This window comes from Mesorhizobium opportunistum WSM2075 (assembly GCF_000176035.2).
Classification (GTDB): Bacteria; Pseudomonadota; Alphaproteobacteria; order Rhizobiales; family Rhizobiaceae; genus Mesorhizobium; species Mesorhizobium opportunistum.
The window spans coordinates 6257357-6283808 of record NC_015675.1; the positions used below are offsets into that span (position 1 = coordinate 6257357).

Here is a 26452-nt window from a genome sequence, read left to right on the forward strand (position 1 = left end):
TCACTCCCGTTCAATTTTGTATGGTCGCAGCAGGAGATCCTTGTGCACGATGACGCGCAGTGGCCAGCCTGGTCGGATCGTTATGGTGGGCTGAACGTTGAGATTTTTCTCAGTTATGCGCTGGCCGGCTCGACTGACGTTCTGCTGGGCGGATTCGCGGATCGCCTTGACCAGATCGCTTTCATTGTCTCCAAGGCTCAATTCGGTACCCACGCCAAGCGTGGTCGCAAGCGCAACCCCCTTGATCAGCTGCCAGGTGTGGAAATCCACCTTGTCCTCAAGCCCCGCATATCCGGCGGTGTCTGTCGCCGGCAGATTATCGATTTCGATCGAGGACCCGTCCGGCAGGATTATTCGCTGCCAGACCAGCAATGCGCGCTTTTGCCCAAACGCCACCACGCTGTCATAGGTGCCGATCAGCCGGGAACCTTGTGGAATGAGCAAGATGCTGCCAGTGACTGTGTCTTGCACATTCTCTGTGACCTGCGCGACGACAAGGCCGGGTAGGTCGGAATTGATCCCGGTAATGAGGCTTGCCGCGATTACGCTGCCAGCCATCAGTTGGTAGGGCGAAGCAGACGTCTGCAGCGCATGGGGATTGTAGATTCCGCTTGTGCTCCGCTGACTGACAAAATCCAGCTTGCGCTGTTGGTTGTTTTGATCGCCCTCGGCTGGCGCAACGGAAGCCGACCCGGCTGTCGCTCCGGATTGCGGCGCTTCAGGCCGCTGCTGTACACTCTCCCCGCCGTCAGCGAGATCTGTCGATCTGGGTCGATTATCGATCCGGAACAACACTTGAGACTCGCGCGCTTCGATTGCCTGCTGGGCAAGGCGTTGATCCTCGGCGGAGACCTCCTGTCCCGGCGCAATTCCGAGTTGGCGCTGCCGCTCGAGGATGGGGCGGCCGAGATCACCGGGTAGCGGCGGTCCGAGCACCGGTGCCTTCGGCTTGACGCCGGAATAGTCCCTGGGCAGGCTGTCGAGCCCCTCGGCGGTGGGCTTGTGGTCAGGATGGTAGAGGTCTTCCGCATGCTCTTTGAATCGCAATGCCGGTCCCTGAAGCGCAATGATCATGACGCCCAGAATGGCACCACATCCGGCGGCAGAGATCGCGACAATCACCCCCCGCCTGAAGCGCACAGCACCGCGGGGTGAGGCGCGCAGCTGCAGCTGGTCGGGATCGAGTTTAGGCGGCGCATTGGAGTGGGAGGTATCGGTCATGAGCCTTTTCCCCTCACCTGCCGAAACCGGCAAAGAGTGGCATCCGACGCGGCAATTGCCCGCCGTCAATCCTTGAGATGCGAACGACCTGCTGCGGCTTGGCCCCGAGGCGCAGTTCGGCCGCGGCGAACAGGCGATCGACGATGTAGTAGTTGCCACGCATGCGGTAGTTGACCAGCTGATTGCCGCCGTCGGCACCGACGATGAAGAGCGGTGGCGCCTCGCCCTGATCGATGCGCCGGGGGAATTCGATATAGACTTTGCTGCCGTCGTCAAAGGCCCGTGTCGGCCTCCAGGGCGGAGTGTCGCCGGCGATTGAATAGCGGAAGCGGATATTTTCGAGCGCAACATTCGATGCGACCGGCGTTGCAGCGTCGGCCTGAACGTTTCGCCGGGAGAGCGCAAGGATCTGGTCTTCGCTGTAAGTCCAAGAGATGGCCGCCATTGCGGTCTTGTCCGTGCTTTGGAGCTGCAAGTGATAGGTGCGTCGATCCGTGGTGATCACCAGATTTGTGGTAAGCTCGGGCGCGAACGGCTTCACCAAAACATGGGTGCGCTGACCGTCACCGGTGCCACTGACGGTGTCGCCGATGACCCAGCGGACCGTGTCCCCGGCGGACACCGCCGTCAGTTTCTCGCCCGGCTGCAGAGCGATATCGGTGACGCGCTCCGGCGCGGCAAAGAGCTGATAAAGCGCGCCATCGGTGAAGGGATAGACCTGGACCGCGTTGACATAGCCATACCTGGTTGGCTGCCGAGTTGCGGCCCTATTGGCATCGGCAACGCGTTCTTCAGGAGAGCGCTTGTCTTCGGCGAACTTGACCGGGTCAGGCTGCAACTGGCCGGGAAGCGGTAGCGGCTTTGGCACCTCGACGATTTTAACCGGTTTCTCTGGCGGCTTCTCGATCGACGCTGCTTTGAAGTCGGCAGCGTCATAGGCAATCTCGGGCGGCGGCACCGGCTTGGATGCGCAGGCGGATAGCACCGCTGCCGAGGCCGACAGGATCAGCGCGGCACGGAGCGATGGGGCTTTATTTGTCATTGGCGGGCTCCTTGGGGGAAACGGAGGTCGGCGCGGCACTGTCGAGCTCGCGCGACCAATCGATGGCGTTGATGAAGAGGCCGAGCGGATTCTTGCGCAGTTGGTCTGTATTGTTGGGCGGGCGGATCATGATGGTGAGGATCGCCGTCCAGCGGGTCGTGCTGGCAAGGCTGCCGCGCTCAAAGACCTGCTCGGTCCATTTGACCTGGAACGAGCTGCCGGAAGCCCGCACCACGCTGGTCACCTGGACGGACACGCTTCGCGTTCCGATCTGACCGAAAGGATCGTTCGCCTTGGCATATTCGTTGAGGAAGAGCGCGGCGCGGTCACTGGCAAAGTCATAGGCGGCCAACCAGTTCTGCCGCACCAACACCGGATCGGTGGAAACGGAACGGATATTCTGAATGAAACGGCCAAGATGCCAGGCGATCTGGGCGTCCGTCGGCTCGTAGTCCCGGATTGCCGAGGCTACGGCGCGCGCCTCGCCGAAGCGGTCGACCTCGACGACGTAGGGCACCACCCGGCTCTGCATTGACTGCCAAACGAACCCGCCGGAGAGCCCGGTCGCCAATGCCAGGCAGCCAAGAGCCATCAGCCGCCAGTTGCGGGCCTGCACCCGCGATGAGCCGATGCGCTCATCCCAAAGCTGGCCCGCCTTCTGGTACGGTGTGATGGGCTCGGGTGTCTTGCCGTAGCGTTGAACGGATCGCTTGAACAGCATCTAGTCGTCCTTGTCGTTGAGAGAGGGATTGGCGCTACCGCCCGGTCTGTCACCATCGCGCACGGCCTGCATGGTGGCGTGGCGGTGGGCTCGCGCAGACTGCTGGGAACGCAGGCGCCTGGCCCAGCTAGGGGCAGCATCGGTGGTCGGACCCGAAGGAGTTTCGGTCATCGAGGCGATGGGAGACCCGCCGGTCGCGGTCCATGCGGCCTGGCGCCCGGCATCAGCGCTGCGCCCGACGGTTTCCGCGGCAGATCGTGCCGCTCGCACAGCGGCGCCGCTGGCAGCACCTGCCACGCCCTGCATCCCGGCAGCCACACCGGACAGGCCGGAGTCAGGCGAGGTTGCGCGTCCTAGTTGCCAGGCAGAGGAAGCTGCCGAACCGATCGTGGTGCCGGCGCGAATTGCGGCAAGCCCGCCATCAGCTGCCATGCGCACCCCAGCGATCGCAGCGCCTCCCGCAATGAGTGACGCACCGGCGGCGGCCGCGGCCGTACCCAGTGCAGCGCCCGCACCAAGCTGCGGGGCACCCGAGACGAGACCGGACGCTATTCCAGGCCCGAAAATACCTAGCCCAAGCAGCGCCAGCGCGCCCAACACCTGTGACATGGCGGCGGCCAAATCCGGCTCCTTGCCTTGCAGCGCCGAAGCGAACTCGCCGAACAGCGTGGACCCGACACCGACAATGACCGCAAGCACCATCACCTTGATGCCCGACGAGATCACGTTGCCGAGCACGCGCTCGGCCAGGAACGCCGACCTGCTCCAGACTGCGAAGGGCACCAGAACGAAGCCGGCGAGAGTGGTGAGCTTGAACTCCAGAATGGTGATGAAGAGCTGGATGGAAAGAATGAAGAAGGCAATGATGACCAGGAACCAGGCCACGAGCAGCACGAAAATGGTGAGCGCGTTGCCGAAGATTTCGGGAAAGCCAAGAAGCTGGCTCGCCTGATCCAGCAGCGGCCACGCGCCCTCGAAGCCTGTGGCAGCAATACGTCCGGGCCGCAGGAGACTGTCGGACGACAGATTGGCGGCCGAAGCGCTGATGCCCAGCCCTGCGAAGGAGCGGTATATAATGTCGGCGAGATTCTTGAAATTGTTCAGGATGAAAGCGAAGACGCCGACATAGAGCACCTTGCGGATGAAGCGGCCGAGAATGTTGGGCTCGCCGGCGAATGCCCAAGCGAGCCCGGCTAACGTGATGTCGATGCCGATCAGGGTCGTGGTGAGGAAGGCGACATCGCCCGACAGCAGACCAAACCCGCTGTCAATATAGCGGATGAAAGTCTCCATGAAGCGATCGATGACCCCGAGGTCGTTCATTGCGCCTTCCTCGTGCCAGAAATGGTGATCAGTTGCCGGGATAGGCCGTGCCGGTGCCGAGGAAACGCTTTGTCGTCTGGCGCGCGGCTTCTTCGGACTGCGCTTTGCGAGCCGCATCCTCGGCCTCAGCGCGAAACTGCGTCGCGAGCAGCGTCTGGATCTGCATCTGCTGCTTGGTTGAGAGCGCGATCAGTTGGTTGGTGGCCTGGCTTGCCTCAAGCGCACCGGCAGCACCCTGGCTGCGGTTGACGAGATCAGCAAGCAGGTCGCGATCGCCGCGGACGTTGTCGAGGATTTGCGACTGGACACCCATCGTCTGCCGGAACGCCTGCATGGCGCTCTGCCAGCGCTCGCGTGCTGCGCTTGCCACATCGCTGACCTTGATCGTGGCGTCGTAGCTTTCGGGATATTGATTGCGCCACTGGTCCTGCAGCTTGCCCAGATCAAAACTCAGACCACTCGCCTGGTCCATGAGCCCGTCGATCCGCTGCAGCGAACCGGTGAGCTGGCCCACCGAAGAAAAATCCAGCCTCTGAAGGTTGCGCGCCATGTTTTGTAGCATGGTCGCCTGGTTCTGGAGCGACTGTATCTGGTTATTGATCTGCTCCAGTGAGCGTGCCGCCGTCAGCACATTCTGGGTGTAGTTCGAGGGATCGAAGACAATGAGCGCGTAGGCTGGCTGGACATAGTCGGCCATCGGTTTGGCCATCAGGGAAAGGGTGATCAGGCCGGAAAGGAAACGGCGCCGCATCATGACGATTACTCCATGTCTGGTTGAGGGAATTGGCGGAGAAGCTCGGCGGCCCAATAGAGCCCGCGGGCATTCACGAAATGAAAGGCAAAGCCGTCCTGTCCGTGTTCCGACAGGATCCTGTCGATCTGGGTCTGGCTGGCCGGATCGGAGGCGCCGCATAGCGCAAGCGCGATTGGGCCCAAGCCCAGCTGAAACAGCCGGTTGCCGCGGCGCGATTGCAGATAATATTGCCGCTTCGGCGTGGCGCGCGCGACAAGCTCGATCTGCCGCTCGTTCAGGCCGAAACGCTCGTAGGCTTCCCGTGCCTGTGGTTCCACGGCACGGTCATTGGGAAGAAAGATGCGCTGTGGGCAGCTCTCGATGATGGCCGGTGCGATTGCAGAGCCAGCGACGTCGGCCAGTGACTGCGTGGCGAAAATGACCGAGACGTTCTTCTTGCGCAGCACCTTCAGCCATTCGCGTATACGCCCCGCAAAGAGCGGATTGTCGAGATAGAGCCAGGCCTCGTCGAGCATGAGCAATGTCGGTCGTCCATCGAACCGCGCCTCGAGGCGATGGAAAAGATAGGTGAGCACCGGCAGCACAGCGCCTTGGCTGTGCATCAGCTCTTCGGTCTCGAAGCACTGCACATCCGACAAGGCCAGCCGATCGTCATCCGCGTCCAGCAACCGGCCGAAGGGCCCGTCGAGCGTGTAGGGCATCAAAGCGGACTTCAGCGCGTTGGACTGAAGCAAGACCGACAGGCCGGTGAGTGTGCGTTCCTGCGCCGGCGCCGTTGCAAGACTGGTGAGTGCCGACCAGATTGCCTCTTTCGCCTCCGGGGTGACGGTGACGTTCTCATGGGCGATCAGCCCGGCGATCCATTCGGCTGCCCAGCTGCGGATCGCCGGATCGTCAATCTTGCGCAGCGGCTGGAAGGCAAGCGCACCGTGCGCGCGCAGCGCGTGATGCTCGCCACCCATGGCAAGAATTGCGGCCCGGGCTGAATTGCCTTTGTCGAAGACATAGACCTGCGCGCCGGCATAGCGTCGGAACTGCAGAGCGAAGAGGGCAACGAGAACCGATTTGCCGGCGCCGGTCGGTCCGACGATCAGCATGTGGCCGACATCGTCGACGTGGGTGGAAAGCCGGAACGGTGTCGACCCGCTGGTTGAGGCGAACAGAAGCGGCGGGGCCTCTGCCTGTGTAACTTTGGCGAGATGCTCGTTCGCCGCCGGGCCGGCCCACACCGAGGAAAGCGGCATCAAGTGGGCGAGGTTCAATGTGTGAACGAGCGGCTGACGGACATTGGCATAGACATGGCCGGGCAACGAGCCGAGCCAGGCCTCGACCGCATTCACGCCTTCACGGATCGTGGCGAAGCCGAGGCCATTGACGACGCGCTCGACCGCGCGGAGTTTCCCCGCAGCGGCTTGATGGTCCTCGTCCCAAACCGTCACCGTCGTCGTCAGATAGCCGAACCCGACATGATCGCCGCCTAACGCCTGGAGTGCGGCGTCGGCATCGAGCGCCTTGTTTTCGGCATCGGTGTCGACGAGCGGGACGGGTTCGCTGGTCACCACCTCGCGCAGGATGGCCACGATCGATTTGCGCTTGGCAAACCACTGCCGCCGCAACCGCGTCAGCGTCCTGGTGGCCTCGGTCTTGTCCAGCGGAATGAAGCGCGTCATCCAGCGGTAGGGGAAATCCTGATGGTTGAGCGCGTCGAGAATTCCGGGCCGTGTGACATTCGGAAAACCGAGGATTGTGAGCGTGCGCAGATGGTGGTTGCCAAGCATCGGCTCCAAGCCGCCGGTAAGCGGCGCATCGACCAGGATGCCGTCGAGATAGATCGGCGTTTCCGGCGCGGCGACTGGATGGCGGCGGGTGGAGATCGTGCCGTGGAGGTAAGTCAGCGTCTCGGCATCATCGAGTGCGCGTATTTCGGGCATGAAGCCTGACAGGAGATCCAGCACGCGACCGGTCTCGTCCCGGAACCGCGTGAGTTCCTGGCGCCACTCTCTCTCGCCTCCGGAATGATGCGAGTCGACCAGAGCGCTTTGCGCCCGCGCCTGGCTGTCCGGCGGCGGCATGAATGTCAGCGTCAGGTGATAGCGGCTCTCGTAGTGCGCGACCTTGCCTTGAAAGGCCGCGCGCCGTTCTTCATCGACCAACCATGACGCAGCGTCGGGGAAACGCGAGCTTGGGTAGCCCAGCGCCTCGATGCGCTCGGCTTCGAAGAACAATGCCCAGCCGGAGCCGAGCCGTCTGAGCGCATTGTTGGCCCGCGCGCAGATGCCGATGAGTTCGGCTTCTGTTGCACTCTCGAGATCAGGCCCGCGAAATCCAAATGAGCGCTGGAAACTTCCGTCCTTGTTGAGCACGATGCCCGGTGCCACCAGTGCGGCCCAAGGCAGATGATCGGCAAGTCGGTCGGCCTTGCCCCGATATTCGGAGAGATTCAGCATGCGAGCCACCCCTTCAGGCGAAGATGGCGGACGAGCACGCTGGCGAAATCGGGGTCGCGGCGGGCCGCGAAGACAGCCACGGTGTGCGCGCAGGTCCACAGCACCAATCCGGCAATCCACTGCTGCAACCCCAGCCCGACGGCCGCGGCGACGGTGCCACTGAGGATGGCCACCGCTCGCGGCGCGCCGCCGAGCAAGATTGGTTCGGTCAGTGCCCGGTGAACCGGAACCTCAAAGCCCTCGATATGGTGCTCTCTGGCGAACATCAGACGAGTGCCCCGCCGCCAAAGGAGAAGAAGGAGAGGAAGAAGCTCGATGCGGCAAAGGCGATCGACAGGCCGAAGACAATCTGGATGAGCCGACGGAACCCACCTGCCGTGTCCCCGAAGGCGAGTGTCAGGCCGGTGCTGATGATGATGATGACCGCGATGATCTTGGCGACCGGCCCCTGCACTGATTCCAAGATCTGCTGCAGCGGCTGCTCCCAGGGCATTCCGGAGCCGGCGGCGTATGCCGGAAACGTGAGAAGAAACGCGAGCGTGGTGGCCCAGAGAAAGCGAGGCTTCTTGCGCATGAAGTGACCTTTCAGAGTTGCTGGAGTTGCGGAAGCGTGAGCTGGGTGACGGCGTAGTCGCCACTGCCGTCGAGGCCAGTGACCTCGGCGATCGTCTCGATGCGGCGCGAGGATCCGCGGCCGGCGATGAAGACGATCAGGTCTATCGCCTCGGCGATGAGCCGGCGGGGAACGGTGACCACGGCTTCCTGTGCGAGCTGCTCGATGCGGTAGAGGGCGGACCGCGCCGAGTTCGCGTGAACGGTGGCGATGCCGCCTGGGTGACCAGTGTTCCATGCCTTCAGCATGTCGAGCGCTTCCGCGCCTCTGATCTCGCCGACGATGATGCGATCGGGTCTGAGGCGCAGTGTCGAACGCACGAGATCGGCGAGCGTGACAGAACCACGCCTGGTCCTCAGCGCAACGCAGTCTTTTGCTGCACATTGAAGTTCGCGCGTATCCTCGATCAGGATCACCCGCTCGTGGCAGTCGGCGACCACGGCTAGCAGCGCATTGGCAAGGGTTGTCTTGCCCGATGAGGTGCCGCCCGCGACCAGGATGTTGCGCTGCTCGCGGACGGCTTTCTTCAACGCGTCAGCCTGCAGCGGCAGCATGACCCCGTCGGCGACATAATCGGCCAGGCTGTAGAGCTTTGCGGCGGGCTTGCGAATAGCAAAGCATGGCGCCAACACCACAGGTGGCAGCAGGCCTTCGAACCGCTCGCCCGAGGGCAGTTCGGCGCTGACGATCGGATTATCCGCATGCGCTTCGGCGCGCACGTGGGAAGCGACGAGGCGGACAATGCGCTCCGCCTCGGTAGGATGGATGTGTACGCCTGTGTCGACCAGGCCCTCTCCGAGCCGATCGATCCGCAGTGCTCCGTCGGGATTGACCATCACCTCGATGATCGATGGGTCTGAAAGCGCTTTGGTGATCGCCGGACCCATGGCGGTGCGCAGCATCGCACGGCGGCGATGGTCGGCTTCCGGATGAGAGTTCACCCTTCCCCTCCCCCGCCATTGCCTTTGTCAAGCGACCGCTTCCCGGAAGCGATCTGCCGGCCGACCTGCTCGACAAATTTGTCGAAGCGCTCCTGGCCGATGGCCTGCGTTACCCTGTCCGGGGCCGGCGTGTGGGCGTGAAGCGTGATCGAGAAGCGGATGAAGAGCGCCAGGCTCTCCATCGTCATCTCGGCGTCGCGCCTGACATGAGCGAGGTCGCGAGAAAGACGGTCGAGCCTTACCCCGTATCGTTGGTCGAGCTCGTTCTCGCCACGCCGCTCGATGAAGGCTTCTACTGCCTTGGCGACGATCGCCGATTTGGTGGTCGAAGGATCACGACTGAGTTTGTCCAGCTTCTCGCTTAACTCGAACTCAAGCAGAAATTGGTGACGAATGCGGCGGGGCTTCATGTGGCTTGTTCCAACTGCCAGCGCTGCCCGCCGGCACGGGAACAAGCATCCGCCAGATGCCCAAAAACGCTTATCGCCCTTATCTACGCTGAGGTACGCCGTCAGGAAGCAGCGTTCAGAAGCCGGGCACGATGTCCTTGTCGTCGCCCCTTCCCTCATTGATGCCGTAGGCGCGGGCCGCCGTCGAAATCCGATCCATGACACGTTTGTCGGCGACCGGCTCGCTATCATCGTCAACAGACTTGAAGAGATCGTCCTGCTCAGCTTCTGGAGAAAGCACGACTTGATCTTCCGCTAGAGCTGGATGGCGCTGCTGCTGGACGCCGCCCTCGTCCCCGATCGCCGCGTCGGCAATTTCGTCGCCCGCAGCCAGACGACCGTCAACGCCGCGCACCCGTCCAGTCCAGTCATCCGTGCGCGAAGCCGGACGGTCCGCGTAAGGGCTGTCCCGCAGCACCGGGGAAGGTAGCACGCGTTCGGTAAAATTCCAGTCCTCATAATAGCGCAGCTTCTGGGCGCGCAACGGCGGCAGCCCTGAAATCAGCACCAGCTCGTCGGTTTGGGGCAGCTGCATCACCTCGCCAGGAGTGAGCAGCGGTCGGGCCGTTTCCTGCCGGCTGACCATGACGTGCGACAGCCAGGGCGCCAGCCGGTGGCCGGCATAGTTGCGCATCGATCTAAGCTCCGTTGCGGTGCCGAGCGCATCCGAAATGCGCTTGGCGGTGCGTTCGTCATTGGAGGAAAAGGCAATACGCACGTGGCAGTTGTCGAGAATGGCACTGTTCTCGCCATAGGCCTTGGATATCTGGTTCAATGATTGCGCGATCAGGTATGCGCGAATGCCATAGCCGGCCATGAAGGCGAGCGCGGTCTCGAAGAAATCTAACCGCCCGAGCGCCGGGAATTCGTCGAGCATCATGAGGAGTCGATGTTTGCGACTCCTGCTTGGATCGCCCTCAAGGCGCTCGGTCAGGCGTCTGCCGATCTGGTTCAGGATCAGGCGCACCAAGGGCTTGGTGCGCGAGATGTCCGACGGCGGCACGACCAGGTAGAGCGATATCGGTCGCTCGGCATCCATGAGATCGACAATGCGCCAGTCGCAGGTCGATGTTGCCGCCGCGACCGTCGGGTCGCGATAGAGCCCGAGAAATGACATGGCGGTCGACAAAACACCCGAACGCTCGTTTTCCGATTTGTTCAGCAGCTCACGTGCCGCCGAGGCCACGACCGGATGGACCTCAGGCTTGTCGGGCGTGCCCAGGTGGTTGGTGGTCATCATCCGCTGCAGCGTCGCGGAAAAGGAACGTTGCGGGTCCGACAGGAAAGTGGCCACGCGGGCAAGCGTCTTTTCCTCTTCGGCATAGAGCACGTGCAAAACGGCGCCGACGAGGAGGGAATGACTTGTCTTTTCCCAGTGATTCCGGCGGTCCAGCGCGCCTTCCGGATCTACCAGGATGTCGGCGATGTTCTGAACATCGCGGACCTCTTGTGGACCCTTTCGTACCTCAAGCAGCGGGTTATAGCGCGCCGACCTAGGATCCGTCGGATTGAATAGAAGGCAATAGGAGAATTTCGACCGCCAGCCGGAGGTCAACTGCCAATTCTCGCCTTTGATATCATGAATGACCGCCGAACCGGTCCAGGACAGAAGAGTTGGAACAACCAGTCCGACGCCCTTGCCTGAACGTGTTGGGGCAAAGGCCATGACGTGCTCGGGCCCGTCATGTCGCAGATAGCGATCCTTCAGCTTGCCTAGGAAAACCCCGGCCGGCCGAAACAGCCCTGCCGTCACGATCTCCTGAGTCGTTGCCCACCTTGACGAGCCATAGGTCGTCACCGATCCGAGCTGTCGCGCGCGCCACAGCGAACCGCCGATGGCGGCGGCACAGCCCACGAACCCACTCGCGCCGGCGAGCGCACCGGCCTTATCGAAGACCTCGGGCGCATAGGCGTCAAAATGGTACCACCATTCAAACAGTTTCCACGGCTTGTAGATCGGCCAGCCAGCCGCAACAAACCACGGCGCGCCGAGTGGCGGCTGATGGCCCAGCATGTGCGCGCACCACTGCGTGGCCGTCCACACGCCGAGCATGACGATTGCGAATACGACGACGATCTGCCCAATCAGCAACTTCGTGGGCGTCATTGGCTTGCTCCGCTGTTTCGAACACCGGGGCAAGCATCGCGCGCCGCGATGTGAACTGAAATGCACACTACGCACGACCAGGTGCGACGAGGAGCAGCGCCGGGCTCGTCACAAGGATTAGCCGGAGCTATTAAGGCCTCGACGATAACGTCCGACTGCTCGTTCAGCCGAAGTGCATTTCTATCGAAGGGCCGTGACCATCATTCGACGGTAACCGATTTTGCGAGATTGCGCGGCTGGTCGACATCTTTGCCCATCAAGACCGCCGTGTGATACGCAAGAAGCTGTATCGGCAGCGCAAAGATCATTGGCGCGATAATTTCGTCGACTACCGGCAGCACGATCGTGTGCATCGTGTCGAGTTTCGAAGCAGCGGCCCCTTTCTCATCCGTGATGAGGATAATCCGACCGCCTCTGGCGGCCGCTTCCTGCATGTTCGAGACGGTCTTGTCGAAAAAGCGATCATGTGGCGCGATGACGATCACTGGCATGTTTTCGTCGACCAGTGCGAGCGGACCATGCTTCAATTCACCAGCCGCATATCCCTCGGCATGGATGTAGGATATCTCCTTGAGCTTCAGCGCACCTTCCATTGCCAGTGGGAAACTGGTGCCGCGGCCGATATACAGGACGTCATGACATTTTGACAGTTCGCGCGATAGGAGCTCGACATCTGGCTTGATGCTGTTCAGGACCCGGCCCATGACGCCCGGCATTTCGGCAAGACTCGTGACGAGCGCCTTTGCCTCATCTTGCGTTGCCGTTCCACGGGCCCTGGCAGCGCCAATGGCGAGTGTGGCTAGAGCCACAAGCTGGCAGGTGAACGCCTTGGTGGAGGCAACGCCGATCTCCGGGCCGGCGAAGATCGGGAAGACGGCGTCGGCCTCCCGCGCAATGCTCGATTCCCGGCTGTTGACGACAGCGCCGGTCTTCAGCCCACGCGCCTTGCAGTATCTCAGGGATGCGAGCGTGTCCGCGGTTTCACCGGACTGCGAAATGAAAAGAGCCGCCGACTGCGGCGGCAACGGGATCTCCCGGTAGCGGAATTCGGACGCGACGTCGATTTCGACCGGCAGGCGCGCATAGCGCTCGAACCAGTATTTTGCGATAAGTCCAGCCAGATAGGCGGTGCCGCAAGCCGAGATCGCCAGGCTCGGGATGCCGGCGAAATCCATGCAAGACGTCGTGTCGGCGCGATTCCCTTCGAAGCTGGTGTGATAACCGAGCGCACGGGCGACAACCTCGGGCTGCTCATGAATTTCCTTCTCCATGAAATGGCGATACTTGCCCTTATCGGCCAGATATGCCCCGGCAAGGGAAGTCTGGCGCGGACGCTCGACGGGATGGCCATCGAAATTGAAGATATCGACTCCTGTCTTGCCGATAACGGCCCAGTCGCCGTCGACGAGATACGTGACCGCATTTGTGAAGGGAGCAAGCGCGATCGCGTCGGAGCCCAGGAACATCTCGCCGTCGCCATGACCGATCGCCAATGGGGGTCCATTGCGCGCCGCCATGATGGTGGACGGATCATCCTCAAAGAGAACAGCAAGCGCGTACGCACCCCTGACGCGCTTCAGCATGGCATGCATTGCCTCACCCCTCCCCATGCCCTCACGGCGGTATCGTGCCAAGAGATGTACGACAACCTCGGTGTCGGTATCGGTCTGGAACTCGGCGCCCGCCGCCGCCAGTTCATCCTTCAATTCGGCGAAATTCTCGATGATGCCGTTGTGAACCACGGCCACACCCTCGGCAATGTGCGGGTGGGCGTTGCGCTCGGTGGGTGCGCCATGGGTCGCCCAACGTGTATGTGCGATGCCGACGATGCCACTCAGCGGCTCTTCCTTCAATCTTTTCTCGAGATTGACAAGCTTGCCCTTCGCGCGCCGGGAGTGCAACGAGCCCTCGCAAAGGGTGGCAAGGCCGGCTGAGTCATAGCCGCGATATTCGAGCCGCTTCAACGCGTCGACCAACCGCTCCGACACCGGCTGATGCCCAACGATGCCAACAATCCCGCACATGATCGTCTCCGAATTCTTCCCGATAGCCTCAGTCGGCCCAAGGGCACGGCCAAGCGCTCAGCCTCCCTAGTAGAATTCGGCAAAACAGGTAAATCGATTTTTGGGATAGCTGCCATCCAGCCAGCGGATAGGCGAGTTCGTGTTTGACATCGGCGAGACGGACCGTTGATTTCGGCTATCCAGGTCTCCTGACCTTCACCCGTCTCAGAGAATGAGAAAGCCGTCAAATTCGCTACCAATTGCCGCGATTTGCGGCTTTGTTCAGTGCTTTTTCAACTTGCGCGGCCGCGCAGATTGTCCCTGCAAGCTGTCCCTCTTGGGCACCGCCGCGTGTCGCGGAGAGGATCGTCCGGTGGCCGACTTAGTGGCGGAGTGTTCGGCGGTGCGGAGTTTCGGCCGCTGAAATTCAGCCGTGGCAACGTCGCCGAGTTGCCGACGCTGCCGCCGCAACCGGGCTGTGTCGATCTTAGACAAGGCCGAATGCCAGGCTCTGTCGATGGCCCTAAGGATCATTTGCATTGCTACCTTCCTCTGCTGCCCAGCGCATTCGCTTCGTCTGCGTCAGTCGATTTGGGATCGTGCATCAAAGTTCGATGCCGATGCGAATCGGGTGGCTATCAGCCCCATTTTTGGCTGCCTATGCAAGCAGGCGGACGCGTTATGTCATCTTATGCCTCATGGCTCGGATCACCTTGTCGAACTCTTGCGGGGGTCGAAGGCACCCCGCACCTGCGCATGGCTACCATGAAAGTCACGAAACGCTGGGCCCACTCCTTTGCCGACCGATGCTCCAAGAGATGCCCTCGCGCTGCACCAGGCCGGAAACCTCTTTGCCGACATGCCGCTCGAGCACCGGCCGCCATGGTACGAGCGTGAACTCTCGCGATTTCTCGATAACGGCGTATTTGCCGCTGGCGAGTTCAACTGACCGGCGGAGCGTGCCCACTACGCGATGACCGGCCCGCGTTTCGGCATAGGACAGGCCAAGCTCTTCCGACAGTTGACCGGCAACACGGTTCAACTCCCGCTGGCGGAGGATCGAAATCATGTTGGCGCGATAGACGATCCGATCCTGCTCCTGATCGGCAAGGCCCTGCGCGATCAGCCACTGCTGTCGGCGGCTCCGCGCCTCCTGCATCTCACGGCCGAAGCCCGAGTTACGTAACCTCTCTGATGCCTCGGAGACAAGCTGGCTGTCGATCCAGGTCGCGCCGTCAAAGCCAACCTGCCGCTCCAGCGGCATCGAAGAGAGCTTGTCGACCGTGACAGGCTGGGTCCTCGCCTGCTGGCGCTCGTAGGCGGCTACACGATCGAGATGATCCGGCGCGATGATCCAGGTGCCATCGGGCTCGCGCTCGACGCCCCCGGTAGCGCGCCGGATTGCCTCCAGCCGGCGCACATGCGTTTCGGCGAAGCGGTCGGTGGAGGTCGGATCGTGCTTCAGATGAATGTCGATGTTGTAGCGGCCGTGATGGGCAGCCGCGATTTCGGCCACCGTGCGGTCAACCAGCCTGGGCTCTGTGTTCCTCGGCGCGACACGCACGATGCAGCCGTCGGGCGTCGGCTCTGTCGCCTCGCCTTTGCCGATGTTGATGTATCGGGTTTTGCCATCCACACCGTCGACGATGAGGTAATGCCGGTCGCTGAGCTCGTCGGCCAGCCCGCGCGCGACAACGCGGCCGACGACAGGGGCGGCCTGCTCGCCCGATCCATCTTGGATCACGCAGTCGGCGGCACTGCGGGAGATCCCCCTGCCCGTCAGTTCGCGATGCAAGGTCTTGATGATGTCGCCGCGTTCGCCGATGCGGCGCAGCGTCGCTTCAAGCCCGTCATCGAGCCGCCAGCGGCCCGGGGCGATCTCTTCGGCCAGATGCATCCGCTCGAGCTTGCGCAGGCGCCCCTGATGCAAGGTCTGTCGAAACGCATCGCGGCTATCCGGTGACACGAGCCCACTCTCGTCACGCAGCTGCAGCAGGCGGCGGTCGATGCTGGTGAAGCGTTCCTGCTGCATTTCCTGACGCAGGCGGTGCTCGATCTCGTGGTCGGTGCGCGGACCGAGATCGAGGCTGACCAGCTCGGCAGCGCGCTCGCGGATGCCGCTCGAGATGTATTCGCGCGCTATGACGAGATTCTCACCGCGATCGTCCTTGCCACGCACGATGATGTGGGTGTGCGGATGGCCGGTATTGAAATGGTCCACGGCAACCCAGTCGAGCTTCGTGCCGAGATCCTCCTCCATCTGTGCCATGAGCCGCCGCGTCAGTGGCTTGAGGTCGTCGAATTCGATGCCGTCCTCGGGTGCGACGATGAAGCGGAATTGATGGCGATCGCCATCGGCACGATCGAGGAAGTCCTTGCCGGCGACGCGATCGCTGTCGGCGCCATAGAGCCGGCCAGGCGCGCCCTCCCGGGTGACGCCGTCGCGCTGGATGTAGCGCAGATGCGCACGCGCCCCGTCCGCGCTCTTGCCGGCCAGCTTGACGACACGCGCCTTGACGACGACCCGGCGCTGGCGGAAGGCTGCATGGCGATCGCGTGATTTCAGCAGCGCGGCCGTCGCCCCACCCCGGCCTATCCGGCTGCCCGCGAAGCGGCCACCACGCTGGGGCCGGCCACCAGCTCGGTTGATCGCTGCCCGGACCTGGCCGACAAAGCGTTTGCCGGCCTTCGAACCCCGGGAGCCAATCTTCCCGAGCTTCGGTCTGAACTCGTCATCCTGCATGCTTGGCCTGCGCCTGGAACAGAGTCGAATCAGCCATTTGCGCTCCGAAGTTCTCCTGACGCTGGAGGGTGCCTCCGGCAAAAATGATGTGCAGACAAACACTTCGCCGCCTCTTGGAGGGGGTGTCTTTATCTTGCCTTCCGCGCCCCACCCCTTCGGACGCGTCCGGCCCCCCCCTTTGCTAGCGTTCCGGCTCCTTGACCTGTGCGACGTCGCTTCCCAGCGGCACGAAGAGATCGCCGTTTCGCGCGCCGGCGCGATCACCATTTTGCGGGAAAAACAGCGAGCGCCCCGAGGGTGCATCTTGCCTGCTTGGAGCGACAGATTTGCCCTTGAACTGCTCGATGTCGGTTCCCGAAACTCCGGCCGCCCGGAGCTGCTTGAGGTAATCGACGGTCTCTTTCGGCAGCGGCGTGCCGCGCTTCAGATGCGCCTGGTAGCGCTCGGGTCCGGCGTTGTAAGCGGCAAACAGACCGGGGAACCCGAAGCGGTCATACATGGCCCGAAGATAGGCAGTGCCGGCCAGAATGTTGTCGCGCGGATCGTGGGGATCGGCGCCCAGTCCGTATTGCGCACGCATGTCCTGATAGGTTTCCGGCATCACCTGCATGAGGCCCATGGCACCGGCGCGCGAGGTGATCGGCCGGCCGTGGAGCATCGTCTTGCCGCTGCTTTCGGCATCGATCACCGCGTAAATCCAGGCCTCGGGAACACGGAAACGCTTGCTTGCTTCGCCTGTGAACTCATGCCACCTTCGAAGTTGCGGACTTTGGGAGATGGCGACCGGCTCAGCGCCGGTCGAGGCGGAACAGGCGCATGGCGCGACAGCGATCATGCCAAGCATCAGGAGGGCTACTCGGTCCATAGCGGCGCGAGCCTCCCGATGATGTTGGCGGCTCGGACCGGCCCGAAATAGCGGCTGTCGAAAGAGCGCGGTGCCTCGCCGTTCAGCACGAAGAATTCGTCGTCAGCGAGCGCGCGGCAGCCGCTCCACCATGGCAGCGGACGGCCTTGGGTGTCGGTTGCGAGCCGACGTGCGACGATCTTGCCGCCGATGATGATCGCCTCGTTGAAGGCGCAGACACGTTCGTGCGGCAGCGCGGCAATGTGCTTTACAAGGGGAACGCCGTTCGGGAGATAGCCGCGTTCGGCAGCAAGGCCGGCAATGGCATCCGGTGCGCCGGCGAGCACCAGGTCGCCGCGTGCTGGCGCTCCCGCCATGACGCGATAGAGGCCGACCGGCGCGCTCGCCGAGGCGTTCCAGATCAGCCAGGGCGACGGGTTTGCAAGCGGGCCGAAGGCAATCAGGCCAAGGGCAATCGCGGTCGCGGCGATCGCCCTTGTCGCCCGGACACGGCGCAGGCGGCTGCCGGTCAGACGGATGACAGGAGGCCGGCTCATGAGCGGCCTCCATCGTTGGAATGGGTGTGGTTCTGGCGGCCTTTCGACCAGTCGTCGAGCTCATCGATGTGGTAGCGGACGTAGCGGCCATGCTTGCGGAATTTCGGGCCGCCGCCGTTGAGCCGCATTTTTTCCAGCGTGCGCTGGGAGAGCCCTATGTAGAAGGCGGCTTGGGCTGTGTTGAGAAATGGACTGCCCTTTTTGGCGCGGGCGGCGCGTTCGTTTTCGTTGTCCATGATGATCCTCGTTTGGCTTGCGAGCCAGGCGAGGATGGGCGGGCGAGGTCGTCTTGGGGACGGGCGAAGAGTTGGGGGCGAGTTTTCGCCGCTCCTCGGCAAGAGCCCCGCGCCGGCTGCGGCGCGGGGCTCGGGTCGGCCGGATCAGTCGGCCGGGTTCCAGATGATGGCGTAGGTGTCGTCATCGTCCTGGCCGGCGGCGCGGCCCAGATTGGCGTAGAGCTTGCGCGGTCCGAACTCCGGCGCTGCAATCGACAGGCTCACATAATCCTTGCCTGACGTCTCACCGGTGCGGATCCAGCCGGCGCCAACTTCGACCCCTTGCGTCAGCACCCGGTAGTCGGGATGGTTGTCGGCGCTCTTGGCCTGGTTGGGGATGATGTCGATGTCGGCGCGGACGCTGAGGGTCTTGAGCTGGCCCTTGTAGGCGCCGTTTTCCTGCTTGTTGACGTAACCGATCGCGGTCATTTCGAAGTCTCCTTTTGCTGTCGCCGGGGACCATCCCCTGCGATGGCTGACCGTGATGGACGCGTCCGGAGCGCCTGAACCCGACAGGGCCGCAGCGCCAGCGGAGGACCCGAGCCGGCGGCTTTTTTGAAGCGGAGCGGCGCGAGGAAGCCGCCGCAGGCGGCGGGGAAAAAAGCTGCTGGCGAGGGTTTCGGGCGGCCGGACCCGTCCATAGGTCGATAAGCCAGCCGCAGGGGATGGTCCTGGAGGGAGCATGGAGTTCGTGGCAAGCGCGGTCGCTGCAGCCAAGCCAGGAGAGGCGGGAATTGGAGGACTGCGGCTGATGCCGTGCCGTGCCGATTGAGATCGTGCCCAGGGGTCGGGCGCCGGAGCAGGCTCCGACGGGCTGATCGAGCCGCGGGATTAAGGTGATTTGCCCGGCTGGATTCTGCCGCGGGAAGGCGGCGGCAAAGGTCACGAAAATGCGGCCATTGCGACCGGGGTACGATGCCGAGCGGCGGCCACTTTGGAGGCCGCCGCCCAGCCTGACGTCTATTGGCAGCCGAACAGGGACCGGACCCGGGCCCATTGATCGGCGGTGCGCAAGCCGCCTCGATCCGTGTAGCTTTCGACCGGGAATTTCATCCAGCGCGGCAGCCAGGCCTCGACCTTTTGCCTGCCGTTGTCGCCGCACAGAAAGTCGCGGATGATTGTCTTTTGCGTCTTCACCTTTTCGGCGACATTGCCGTCCGCGACATGCTTGCCGCCGATTTCGGCAAGCATGGAATTGGCAATTTCCTTGTCGCGCAACAGATCGAAGAAGGCGTCGTCCGGTTGCCAGCAAGCGGCGGTGTCGACAGTGAGATGATTGCCGAGCGCCTCGATGACGGCGCTGCCGGCTTCGAGCGTCTCGGCCATGACGATGCCGAGAACGCGCATCACATCGTCGTCGGACAGCGTCAGGAGATGCGAAAACAGGCGTGCCGTGCCGAAGTCGCTGCCATTGCGGCCAGCGACCGCGCCACCCTCGTCCGGTTCCCCAAGCAGCGCCAGGACCTCACGCCGCTTATCCGTGAAGGTGGCCTCGGCCTTGCAGGCTGACAGGCTTGCCGCCACGATCTCGTTGGCGGCGCGCTGCGGCTCGGTGCGCACCTGCCACAGGCTGGAGCCGGCGATCGCATGCGCCACCATCAGGCGAAGGGCTGCGGCCGGACGGTCAAGGAGCGCCAAGCGCACGATGGCATGGCGGTGCAGATCGACATAGTTCTGCATCGGTCCGGTGAGTTCGCGCCGCGAGGGTTTATCCGGAGTCTCGGCCTCTGCGGTCTCGCTTTGATCGCGGGCGCGGCGGGCTTCCTTGCGCGACAGCCAGCCCTCGTGACACCCGACCTCGCCGCGATGCGAGACTGATATAAAGACCTTGCCGCCCTTCTTCTTCGGCGTCTTTTCGTGGTCCCATGCGTGGAAATGTTGACCCGGTTCGAGCACGATCACTTCGCTCCACCCGGCCCCAAGATAGGCATCGCGCCTGGCGGCTATCGCCTCATTCTGCTTGAGCCAGAACAGGTCGGCGTCGGCAAAATAGCTTTCCTCGCCGAACAGATCGGAGACGATCAGGCCGGGATAGTCCTCGATGGCAAACAGCGCCACCTTGGTCGAGATCGACTGGCCGCCGAACAACCACTGCTTCAATTGCCAGCCGCGCGGCGCGCGGTTGTCGGGATCGGCAAAGAGCGCCAGCCAGTCCTTCTGCTGCGCCTTGGAGGCCATGGTGAGGTGGCGGACCGTCTCGGCGTCGATTTCCTCGCGGCGATAGGCTTCGCGAATCCTGGGCAGAAGCTCGCCAAGCGCCAGAATGCGCTTCACCTGATGCTCGGTAAGGCCGAAAGTGGCCGCGATATCGGCAATGGTGCGACCTTCCTTGATGAGGCGGGAGAAGGTTTCCCATTGCGAGACCTCGTCGGGATCGAGGCGGGCGATGTTTTCGATGAGGGAGGCTTCGAGCGCGTCGGCGTCGTCGCCATCCTCCATGATGGCGCATGGCAGCGGCTCGGCCTCGCCGCGCTCGTCGGCAAGGGTCTTGGCTGCGAAATAGCGTCGCCGTCCGGCGACGATCTCGAAGGTGTCGGGCGAGCCGTTGGGCCGCACCAGAAGCGGAACAAGGACGCCGCGCGCGCGCACCGAGGGCAGGATGTCGGAAATGTCGGGCGCGCGTTTGGAATGCCGCATGTTGGCGGCAGCGACGCTCAATCGGTCGATGGAAACGTGGGCAAGCTGCATGGTCTTTCTCCTTTGCAATGGCCGAAATTGCCTGACCGCGAGGCCGCAGGCCGAGCGGCGCGGCGGTTTTGCGCCGGATGGCGCTATTGTTCCGCCGGGTCGGGCGGAAGCTCGGGAAGGGAAAACGAGAGGGCGGCGGCGGCCTGCCGCAAGAGCCGTTCGGCCTGGGTGATGTGACCGCATAGGCGAGCGGCTTCGGCATAGACCGAGAGCGGAAACCGCGCCTTGAAATAAAGGTCGCGCTCGATGCCGAGGCCAAGTGGCCCCTTGACGGCCTGGAGCTCGGCAAGGCTGACGCTGCCGAGTTCGGGCAAGCCCAATGCGAGATCACAGAGGCCGAAGAGTGCATCGCCATTGGCGTCGAGCTCGCTCAGGAGCCAGGTGGCGGCGCCCAGCGGATTGAACAGTTTCACGACCGGAGAATGGTCGGCTTCGGTGTCGGCAGCGCCATTGGCGAGCAGAAGAAGGCGCAGTTCGTCAGGGATCAGGATCATTGCGGAGTTCCTTCAAAACGGTTCGTGATTGACGGCGGGTTGACCAACAGGCCGGTATCGAGGGTTTCCGCGCCGCGCGGTCGCACCGCGCGCCGTCAGAAGCGCAAGGCTCTCGCGTAGGGAGACGAAGCGCGCTCATGCGGCGATCTCGGCATGCGCCTCGCCTTCGACCTCGGCATTGAAGCCGAGCAGGAGATCGGCGGCTTTCGAGGCATGGCTGGCGGCGCGGAAGATGGCGCGATTGTCCTCGCGCAGCACGCTCAGCCACGAGCCGATATAATCGGCATGGCGCACGGTCGGCTCGATGCCCATAGTGCTGCAGACGAAGGCTGCGCAGATTTCAGCGACCAGTTCCTCGCGCGCGTATGCCTTGGTGCCGAACGAGCCGGAGAGGTCGCGCGCAAGGCGCGTCGGGTGGCCGGTCCAGTGGCCAAGCTCGTGAAAGCAGGTCCGGTAATAGTTGATCTGCTGAAAGAAGGCCGGTTGCGGTGGCACCTGAATGAAGTCGCTGCCCGGCATGTAGAAAGCGCGATCGCCGCCGATGCGGACATCCGCGCCGGTTGCACGAATGAGCGCCTCGGCCTGCGGGATGATCTGGCGCTGCGGCAGCGGATCGGCGGCGGCATGGAGATGTTCGGGCAGGTTCTCGCACTGCGCGACGTTAAAGACGGTGAACCGCTTCAGGTAAGGCACCGCCTGTGGTTCGTCGCCATCGGCCTTGGCGCGTTCCTTTTCGTTTTGCGGAACAAAGCGGTCGGCGTGAACGATGGTCGTTCCGCGCTCGCCTTTCCTGACATTGCCGCCAAGGGCCAGCGCCTGCCGGAAGGTCAGCCAGTTCTGGCTGGCATAGCTGCGCTCGATGACCGCGCCCCACAGGATCAGGATATTGATGCCGGAATAGCGGCGCTCGGTTGCCGCATTCCTGGGCAGGCCGAGGCCTGCCTTTGCGCTTCCCCAGGGCTTGACCCATGGCACGGTGCCGCGCTCGAGCTCGGCAATGATGCGGTCCGTGATCTCTTGATAAAGGCTGGCGCCTGCGCGCCCGCCCCTGCTTGCGCCAGCCTTTCGGCAGCCGGAACGTTTGTTGGTTGAACGCATGCCCTGGTCCTCCGCTCGCCAAATCGCGCCCTCCCCCGGAAGCGGGGTGGGCGGCGAAAACGACCGCAAAGGCCCGCCGTGAGAGGCGGACCGCATCCGAAGGACCGGAACGCAGAGGAGGACCCGAAGCGCAGCGAAGGGTTGCGGGATGCCGCGGCGGGCCTAGAAGGGAGAGCCGCCCACCGCGCGCACCCGGGGACGGCCTAAAGACAGACCACGCCGGCCGATCGGCCGGCGGCCGTGCGCAGCCGAAAGGCTGCCCAAGCCAGGGGGCGAAGCCGGATGGCCGAGACCGCCTGAGCCTTGCGAAAAAAAAGCGGGCTCGGTGCACGAGCACCCGGCGCGCGCCTTCAGGCGCGCGGGATTCAGGACTGGTGGTCGGCACCGCAGCTGATGTGATACCATCGATCCTTGCGCCTGGACGCGTGGATATGGTCGACGCCGCAGAGCCGTGAATTTCCACCTCTCGGCGCCCCTTGCCGCGTAACGGAGAGAGCGTCCAGGAGCGAGATCGCGGCCCTAGCCGCACGCCGGGAGACGGCGCCATGTTCGGCGTCGCGCTCGCGCCCCGCGTTACGGTCTGGTCAAGAAGCCAACCGCGAATAAGGCGCTCAGGAGCACATCAAAACCCCAGCTCCCAAAGACGATCCCGAGACCCTCAGTCAGAATGGCACTTTTGCAGCTGTCGAAGATCGTACCTTCGCCTAGGCGCGGGCATCAGCAATGGAGCGTTGCAGTCGGGCCATCCCCACTTCCCCTGGGATTACTTCGTCGCCGACCACCAACGCCGGTGTGCCCTCGATATACAGATCTTTGGCGAGTGCGAAATTGCGTGTGATGGCATTTGCGATGGCTGGGTCTTGCATGTCCCGCTTCAGCTGCTCGAGATCGAGGCCCACCCGCTCTGCAACGGCTAAGGTGGTGCGCTGGTTGAGGAAGCCGGGGAAAGCCATGAGGGCGAGATGGAACGCCTGATACTTCCCCTGTTTGTGCGACGCGAGCGCTGCGCGCGCTGCAAATTTGGATTCTGGCCCCAGGACTGGGAGTTCCTTGAACACAAGCTTCACATTGGGATCATTGCTGAGGGCCTCCTGTAGATCGAGAGCTGCCGCCCGGCAAACGCCGCAGTTGTAGTCGAAGAATGAGACCACAGCGATATCGCCATCCGGATTGCCCGCAATTGGCGAGGCTGGGTCGTTGAGGAGGGCGTCGCGCCGCTGTGGAATGCGTATGCGCAAGTCAGCCGCTATCAGGCGTTGGTCCTCCACACATTGCAGGTCCTCGGCCGTATCCAGATGTTGTTTCAGCGCTCCCAGCGCGAACAAAGCGAGGGCCAACAAAACGATTACTGTGACAAGGGCGGCATTCAGCCTGGACATGGGTGGGCTCCAATCAAACATGAACGGCAGGACGCCCGCGGCGCCGGCACCCCCGGCACGTTGCGGCGCTTCTCCCGTCGCGGCTCTCCGGTCAAGCGCCGCACCCCCCGTGTCGCAATTCCCGTGCCATCGCCGCCCGCAGCAGGAGCTCACGCAGCGCTGCGCTGCGGAAAGCGTGGGCCGTCGTGCATTGAACATCACTGTGGCTCACAACTGTGGCTCACAGCTGACTTCGTAGGCTGGGTGGCCTCGCTCGACGGGCGCACCATAAGATGGCGCAACCGGCGGCGGTTTCGCGACATAAGGTCGGGAACCGTTCAAACAATTGGCGGGGGATTTGTCGGCGCTTCCTGTGCACTTTGCAGAAAATAGGTCTGGGAAATTTCACAGAGCGCGGCCACAAAACTCGAACGGCAGCCGAGTCCTCCACTGTGGCTCGCTTTGCAAGCGCTAGTTCATCTCCGGCCCGGGGAGCCACTTATTCCAGAAATGCCTTGAAACCCAAGGACTCCAAGGGTTTCCATTCCCCAGAGATACACCGCGAGATACACTGCGGGGTAGAGGCTGCGCCCAAGGACAAGGCTGAGCCGGACAAAGACAAGCGCCGATCTTTCACATTGGATGAGGCTGCCGCCATCTTGGCCCGCCTTGTGTCACACGCCAAGACCGACCTCCAGCACATTTGGCGCATCTTAAAGGGACTGGATGTCGCCTCGCCGAGGTCTCAGGTTTGCGGGTTGCAGACGTGCATCTCGAACATGCCATCCCGCACAGCCCGTGGAGCTGGCAAAGCGCTCAAAGCAACCGAGGCCGTCTCAGGGTTCAGGACGCCTTATCCACACCAAGGGCGAGGCGTCGGTGGACAGCTCGTCGAGCCGCAGACGAACGACACAGCCAAACCCTCTGACACCAACACGTCGCCAACATCGCGACCATCGGCAAAGAGCAAGCCACAGCGTCGGCCGTAGTTGCACTTGTCGGTGCCCTCAGTGCCTGCTGGGCAGGAACATGGGACCATCTTCAGCTCCAGCTTCGCCTCAGCAACCAACTCTTTGAGGCGCGCCTTCGCTCGACGCCCAAGGTCTCTCTCAGAGTCGCACCTTGGCTCGATGCTTTCGGGCGCGTTAAAGCCGACAAGCCGGGTTCCCTTCGCGGCACCATTGAGCCGAATAGTATCGCCATCCGTTATCGTGAACTGGGTTCTGGCAAGCGGCACCCACTCCGATCCGCCGGACCTCGCGAAGGATGGCATGCTGGGCCAGGTAACGTGACCACCCCTAATGATGAAGGAGTAGATTAAGGAGCCAACGATCAGAGCCAAAGCGATCCCAAAGGTTCTAGCAAACCTGGCTGCCAAATAACGAGCTTCGCGGGCGAGTGGGCTTCGCCAGCGGCGCGTTTGCCATCGCGGGGACGATGGGGGCCTATCCGAGCGAGATTGTGGCGATGCGTTGGCGTTTGGCGGCGCGGGGCCTATGATCTCGTAAAGCTTTGCCCATTGCTTCGCGCTCAGCCGCGTGCGCGGGCCGTACTTCACCAATCGGTCACGCATGTCGAGCAGGAATTGGCGCTGCCATTGGGTGAAGTGGCCGCGAACCAATGCAGCCTCGATACGGGACTTCAGATCGTCCTCAGGCTGCATTTCCGCTGCCCCATTCCCCCAATCACATTACTAGGCAGCCGGCTTGGTGTGAATAGGCACTCAACCACTCGGCGGGAAGCAACGCAACGTGTCCCAGTGCGCCCTCAACCTCCAGCAGGGAGAACTCGCGGGGCTGCCTGAGGGATAAACGTGACGGACATGGGACCCCCCAGAGCAGCGAGGAACTTACTCGGAACGATCGTGTGTGATGCGAGTTAACCATCCGAAGCGGTCGATCCTCGGATGTAGCCGCTCAAAGAGCCCGCTGCCTGTTCCCTCCGGTGGCGGGTCTTTCCTTTCCTACAAAGACCGAAGCATCCCCTGCTCCTTAGCAGCCTCCTCGAAGGCCTTCTGGACATCTTGGGGTGACGCTCGGTCCTCGAAGCAGTCGATGCAGAGCTGCACCGCCTTGTTCCACTTCGGTCCCCTCTCGGGCCACTTCATGAGTTCCTCAGCAGCAGTCTCGACGTTGCTGACGCCCAGCGTGATGCCGACCTTCTCGGTTCTGACGGGGACCACAGGGCTGAACCAATGGAGTTCCATCAGATGAACCTACGGTGGGAGAGCCTGCACTTGAGGTCTTCGGCATTCAGTAGGTCGACCAGATCGTCGGCATATTCCCTATTGAGGCCTATCGCTGGCCAACCATCAGGCGAAACCGGCTGCCCGGTGAACACGTCGAACACCGTCCAGGTCCCGTCTTGGTCTCTCCTCAGGTCGTACCTCAACTGCCTCATCAGGGTAATTTAGGGTTTCCTGATGAGCCACTTCAATGGCGTCGAGCAATGAGGCTAGAGTTGGCGGCAGCTCAGGTTCAACTTCCAACCTGAAGGCTTTCCGAACCTGACGGCGGTTGTCCTCGTTTCGTATGAGTTCCTGAAGAGAGTCGGCAACAGTCTTGTGGCCGGCTTTGTCGCGCTTCGCCATAGGGAGTCCCCATGAGTTTGGCGCCTATAACTTATGGTCCGATTGGCTCCCCTTTGGGGGCACGTTTCAGTTCGTACCTTGGCTCCATGGGGCGATACGTTGTGCTTCCGATCCAACTCGTCAAGCATGGACCGATGCTCCTCGGTCATATCCCAATCTGCTGGGAGGTTCAGCAGTTGGCGGA

Annotated in this window: 23 protein-coding genes; all 23 read right to left on the bottom strand. The window is 62.8% G+C overall.

Going from position 1 to position 26452, the window contains the following annotated elements:
* The 23 genes from MESOP_RS30115 to MESOP_RS35880 all read right to left on the bottom strand — a co-directional run bounded on the left by MESOP_RS30115 (position 1) and on the right by MESOP_RS35880 (position 26268).
* Complete coding sequence (locus tag MESOP_RS30115) at positions 1-1221, bottom strand: TraB/TrbI/VirB10 family type IV secretion system protein (RefSeq protein WP_013533262.1); 1221 nt, start codon at positions 1219-1221, stop codon at positions 1-3.
* Between the two features lie 13 nt (positions 1222-1234).
* Positions 1235-2263 carry a P-type conjugative transfer protein TrbG gene (trbG, locus tag MESOP_RS30120; RefSeq protein WP_013533263.1) on the bottom strand — a complete coding sequence of 343 codons (1029 nt, stop codon included), beginning with the start codon at positions 2261-2263 and terminating at the stop codon, positions 1235-1237.
* Entirely contained in the window at positions 2253-2984 is a 732-nt protein-coding gene (gene trbF / locus MESOP_RS30125) for a conjugal transfer protein TrbF (RefSeq protein WP_013533264.1), read from the bottom strand. The genes trbG and trbF overlap by 11 nt, the downstream gene beginning before the upstream one ends.
* Entirely contained in the window at positions 2985-4307 is a 1323-nt protein-coding gene (trbL, locus tag MESOP_RS30130; protein ID WP_013533265.1) for a P-type conjugative transfer protein TrbL, read from the bottom strand.
* 28 nt (positions 4308-4335) lie between these two features.
* Complete coding sequence (gene trbJ, locus MESOP_RS30135) at positions 4336-5061, bottom strand: P-type conjugative transfer protein TrbJ (protein ID WP_013533266.1); 726 nt, start codon at positions 5059-5061, stop codon at positions 4336-4338.
* Between the two features lie 5 nt (positions 5062-5066).
* Positions 5067-7508: a conjugal transfer protein TrbE gene (trbE, locus tag MESOP_RS30140; RefSeq protein ID WP_013533267.1), complete on the bottom strand. Its 2442-nt coding sequence runs from the start codon at positions 7506-7508 to the stop codon at positions 5067-5069.
* Entirely contained in the window at positions 7502-7774 is a 273-nt protein-coding gene (locus MESOP_RS30145; protein ID WP_013533268.1) for a VirB3 family type IV secretion system protein, read from the bottom strand. Before MESOP_RS30145 ends, trbE begins: the two co-directional genes overlap by 7 nt.
* The gene (locus MESOP_RS30150) at positions 7774-8082 is read right to left on the bottom strand and encodes a TrbC/VirB2 family type IV secretion system protein (protein ID WP_013533269.1); all 309 of its coding nucleotides are present in this window, start codon (positions 8080-8082) and stop codon (positions 7774-7776) included. Before MESOP_RS30150 ends, MESOP_RS30145 begins: the two co-directional genes overlap by 1 nt.
* A gap of 11 nt (positions 8083-8093) precedes the next feature.
* Positions 8094-9062: a P-type conjugative transfer ATPase TrbB gene (trbB, locus tag MESOP_RS30155; RefSeq protein ID WP_013533270.1), complete on the bottom strand. Its 969-nt coding sequence runs from the start codon at positions 9060-9062 to the stop codon at positions 8094-8096.
* Positions 9059-9472, bottom strand: a complete 414-nt coding sequence (locus tag MESOP_RS30160) for a CopG family transcriptional regulator (RefSeq protein ID WP_013533271.1) — start codon at positions 9470-9472, stop codon at positions 9059-9061. Before MESOP_RS30160 ends, trbB begins: the two co-directional genes overlap by 4 nt.
* Before the next feature lie 115 nt (positions 9473-9587).
* The gene (locus MESOP_RS30165; protein WP_013533272.1) at positions 9588-11618 is read right to left on the bottom strand and encodes a conjugal transfer protein TraG; all 2031 of its coding nucleotides are present in this window, start codon (positions 11616-11618) and stop codon (positions 9588-9590) included.
* A gap of 200 nt (positions 11619-11818) precedes the next feature.
* Complete coding sequence (glmS, locus tag MESOP_RS30170) at positions 11819-13642, bottom strand: glutamine--fructose-6-phosphate transaminase (isomerizing) (protein WP_013533273.1); 1824 nt, start codon at positions 13640-13642, stop codon at positions 11819-11821.
* 751 nt (positions 13643-14393) lie between these two features.
* A complete protein-coding gene (gene rlxS, locus MESOP_RS30175; protein WP_013533275.1) occupies positions 14394-16364 on the bottom strand; it encodes a relaxase/mobilization nuclease RlxS in 1971 nt (656 codons plus the stop codon).
* 181 nt (positions 16365-16545) lie between these two features.
* Positions 16546-17229 carry a lytic transglycosylase domain-containing protein gene (locus tag MESOP_RS30180; protein WP_013533276.1) on the bottom strand — a complete coding sequence of 228 codons (684 nt, stop codon included), beginning with the start codon at positions 17227-17229 and terminating at the stop codon, positions 16546-16548.
* Positions 17217-17765 (bottom strand): S26 family signal peptidase, encoded by a 549-nt coding sequence (locus MESOP_RS30185; protein WP_013533277.1) that lies wholly within the window; start codon positions 17763-17765, stop codon positions 17217-17219. Before MESOP_RS30185 ends, MESOP_RS30180 begins: the two co-directional genes overlap by 13 nt.
* Positions 17762-18001: a helix-turn-helix transcriptional regulator gene (locus tag MESOP_RS30190; RefSeq protein WP_013533278.1), complete on the bottom strand. Its 240-nt coding sequence runs from the start codon at positions 17999-18001 to the stop codon at positions 17762-17764. Before MESOP_RS30190 ends, MESOP_RS30185 begins: the two co-directional genes overlap by 4 nt.
* A gap of 144 nt (positions 18002-18145) precedes the next feature.
* Positions 18146-18469 carry a DUF736 domain-containing protein gene (locus tag MESOP_RS30195; RefSeq protein ID WP_013533279.1) on the bottom strand — a complete coding sequence of 108 codons (324 nt, stop codon included), beginning with the start codon at positions 18467-18469 and terminating at the stop codon, positions 18146-18148.
* Positions 18470-19000: 531 nt separating this feature from the next.
* Positions 19001-20728 (bottom strand): ParB/RepB/Spo0J family partition protein, encoded by a 1728-nt coding sequence (locus MESOP_RS30200; protein ID WP_013533280.1) that lies wholly within the window; start codon positions 20726-20728, stop codon positions 19001-19003.
* Positions 20729-20811: 83 nt separating this feature from the next.
* On the bottom strand, positions 20812-21222 hold the full coding sequence (locus MESOP_RS30205) for a DUF2958 domain-containing protein (protein WP_013533281.1): 411 nt from the start codon (positions 21220-21222) through the stop codon (positions 20812-20814).
* Between the two features lie 135 nt (positions 21223-21357).
* Positions 21358-22320, bottom strand: coding sequence for an ArdC family protein (locus tag MESOP_RS30210; RefSeq protein ID WP_013533282.1), 963 nt, complete (start codon positions 22318-22320; stop codon positions 21358-21360).
* Between the two features lie 704 nt (positions 22321-23024).
* Positions 23025-23699 (bottom strand): DsbA family protein, encoded by a 675-nt coding sequence (locus tag MESOP_RS30215; RefSeq protein ID WP_013533283.1) that lies wholly within the window; start codon positions 23697-23699, stop codon positions 23025-23027.
* Positions 23700-25641: 1942 nt separating this feature from the next.
* A complete protein-coding gene (locus MESOP_RS30225) occupies positions 25642-25884 on the bottom strand; it encodes a DUF982 domain-containing protein (RefSeq protein ID WP_013533285.1) in 243 nt (80 codons plus the stop codon).
* Between the two features lie 105 nt (positions 25885-25989).
* Positions 25990-26268 carry a hypothetical protein gene (locus MESOP_RS35880; RefSeq protein ID WP_164919974.1) on the bottom strand — a complete coding sequence of 93 codons (279 nt, stop codon included), beginning with the start codon at positions 26266-26268 and terminating at the stop codon, positions 25990-25992.
* Between the last annotated feature and the right edge of the window lie 184 nt (positions 26269-26452).

Coding starts and splice junctions, on each gene's coding strand:
- MESOP_RS30195 (WP_013533279.1), bottom strand. CDS start 18,469: ATGACCGCGATCGGTTACGTCAACAAGCAGGAAAACGGCGCCTACAAG.
- MESOP_RS30190 (WP_013533278.1), bottom strand. CDS start 18,001: ATGGACAACGAAAACGAACGCGCCGCCCGCGCCAAAAAGGGCAGTCCA.
- MESOP_RS30210 (WP_013533282.1), bottom strand. CDS start 22,320: ATGCGTTCAACCAACAAACGTTCCGGCTGCCGAAAGGCTGGCGCAAGC.
- MESOP_RS30165 (WP_013533272.1), bottom strand. CDS start 11,618: ATGACGCCCACGAAGTTGCTGATTGGGCAGATCGTCGTCGTATTCGCA.
- trbJ (WP_013533266.1), bottom strand. CDS start 5,061: ATGATGCGGCGCCGTTTCCTTTCCGGCCTGATCACCCTTTCCCTGATG.
- rlxS (WP_013533275.1), bottom strand. CDS start 16,364: ATGCAGGATGACGAGTTCAGACCGAAGCTCGGGAAGATTGGCTCCCGG.
- MESOP_RS35880 (WP_164919974.1), bottom strand. CDS start 26,268: ATGGCGAAGCGCGACAAAGCCGGCCACAAGACTGTTGCCGACTCTCTT.
- MESOP_RS30225 (WP_013533285.1), bottom strand. CDS start 25,884: ATGGAACTCCATTGGTTCAGCCCTGTGGTCCCCGTCAGAACCGAGAAG.
- MESOP_RS30205 (WP_013533281.1), bottom strand. CDS start 21,222: ATGATCCTGATCCCTGACGAACTGCGCCTTCTTCTGCTCGCCAATGGC.
- MESOP_RS30200 (WP_013533280.1), bottom strand. CDS start 20,728: ATGCAGCTTGCCCACGTTTCCATCGACCGATTGAGCGTCGCTGCCGCC.
- MESOP_RS30115 (WP_013533262.1), bottom strand. CDS start 1,221: ATGACCGATACCTCCCACTCCAATGCGCCGCCTAAACTCGATCCCGAC.
- MESOP_RS30150 (WP_013533269.1), bottom strand. CDS start 8,082: ATGCGCAAGAAGCCTCGCTTTCTCTGGGCCACCACGCTCGCGTTTCTT.
- MESOP_RS30215 (WP_013533283.1), bottom strand. CDS start 23,699: ATGTCCAGGCTGAATGCCGCCCTTGTCACAGTAATCGTTTTGTTGGCC.
- trbG (WP_013533263.1), bottom strand. CDS start 2,263: ATGACAAATAAAGCCCCATCGCTCCGTGCCGCGCTGATCCTGTCGGCC.
- trbL (WP_013533265.1), bottom strand. CDS start 4,307: ATGAACGACCTCGGGGTCATCGATCGCTTCATGGAGACTTTCATCCGC.
- MESOP_RS30145 (WP_013533268.1), bottom strand. CDS start 7,774: ATGTTCGCCAGAGAGCACCATATCGAGGGCTTTGAGGTTCCGGTTCAC.
- trbF (WP_013533264.1), bottom strand. CDS start 2,984: ATGCTGTTCAAGCGATCCGTTCAACGCTACGGCAAGACACCCGAGCCC.
- glmS (WP_013533273.1), bottom strand. CDS start 13,642: ATGTGCGGGATTGTTGGCATCGTTGGGCATCAGCCGGTGTCGGAGCGG.
- MESOP_RS30160 (WP_013533271.1), bottom strand. CDS start 9,472: ATGAAGCCCCGCCGCATTCGTCACCAATTTCTGCTTGAGTTCGAGTTA.
- MESOP_RS30180 (WP_013533276.1), bottom strand. CDS start 17,229: ATGGACCGAGTAGCCCTCCTGATGCTTGGCATGATCGCTGTCGCGCCA.
- MESOP_RS30185 (WP_013533277.1), bottom strand. CDS start 17,765: ATGAGCCGGCCTCCTGTCATCCGTCTGACCGGCAGCCGCCTGCGCCGT.
- trbE (WP_013533267.1), bottom strand. CDS start 7,508: ATGCTGAATCTCTCCGAATATCGGGGCAAGGCCGACCGACTTGCCGAT.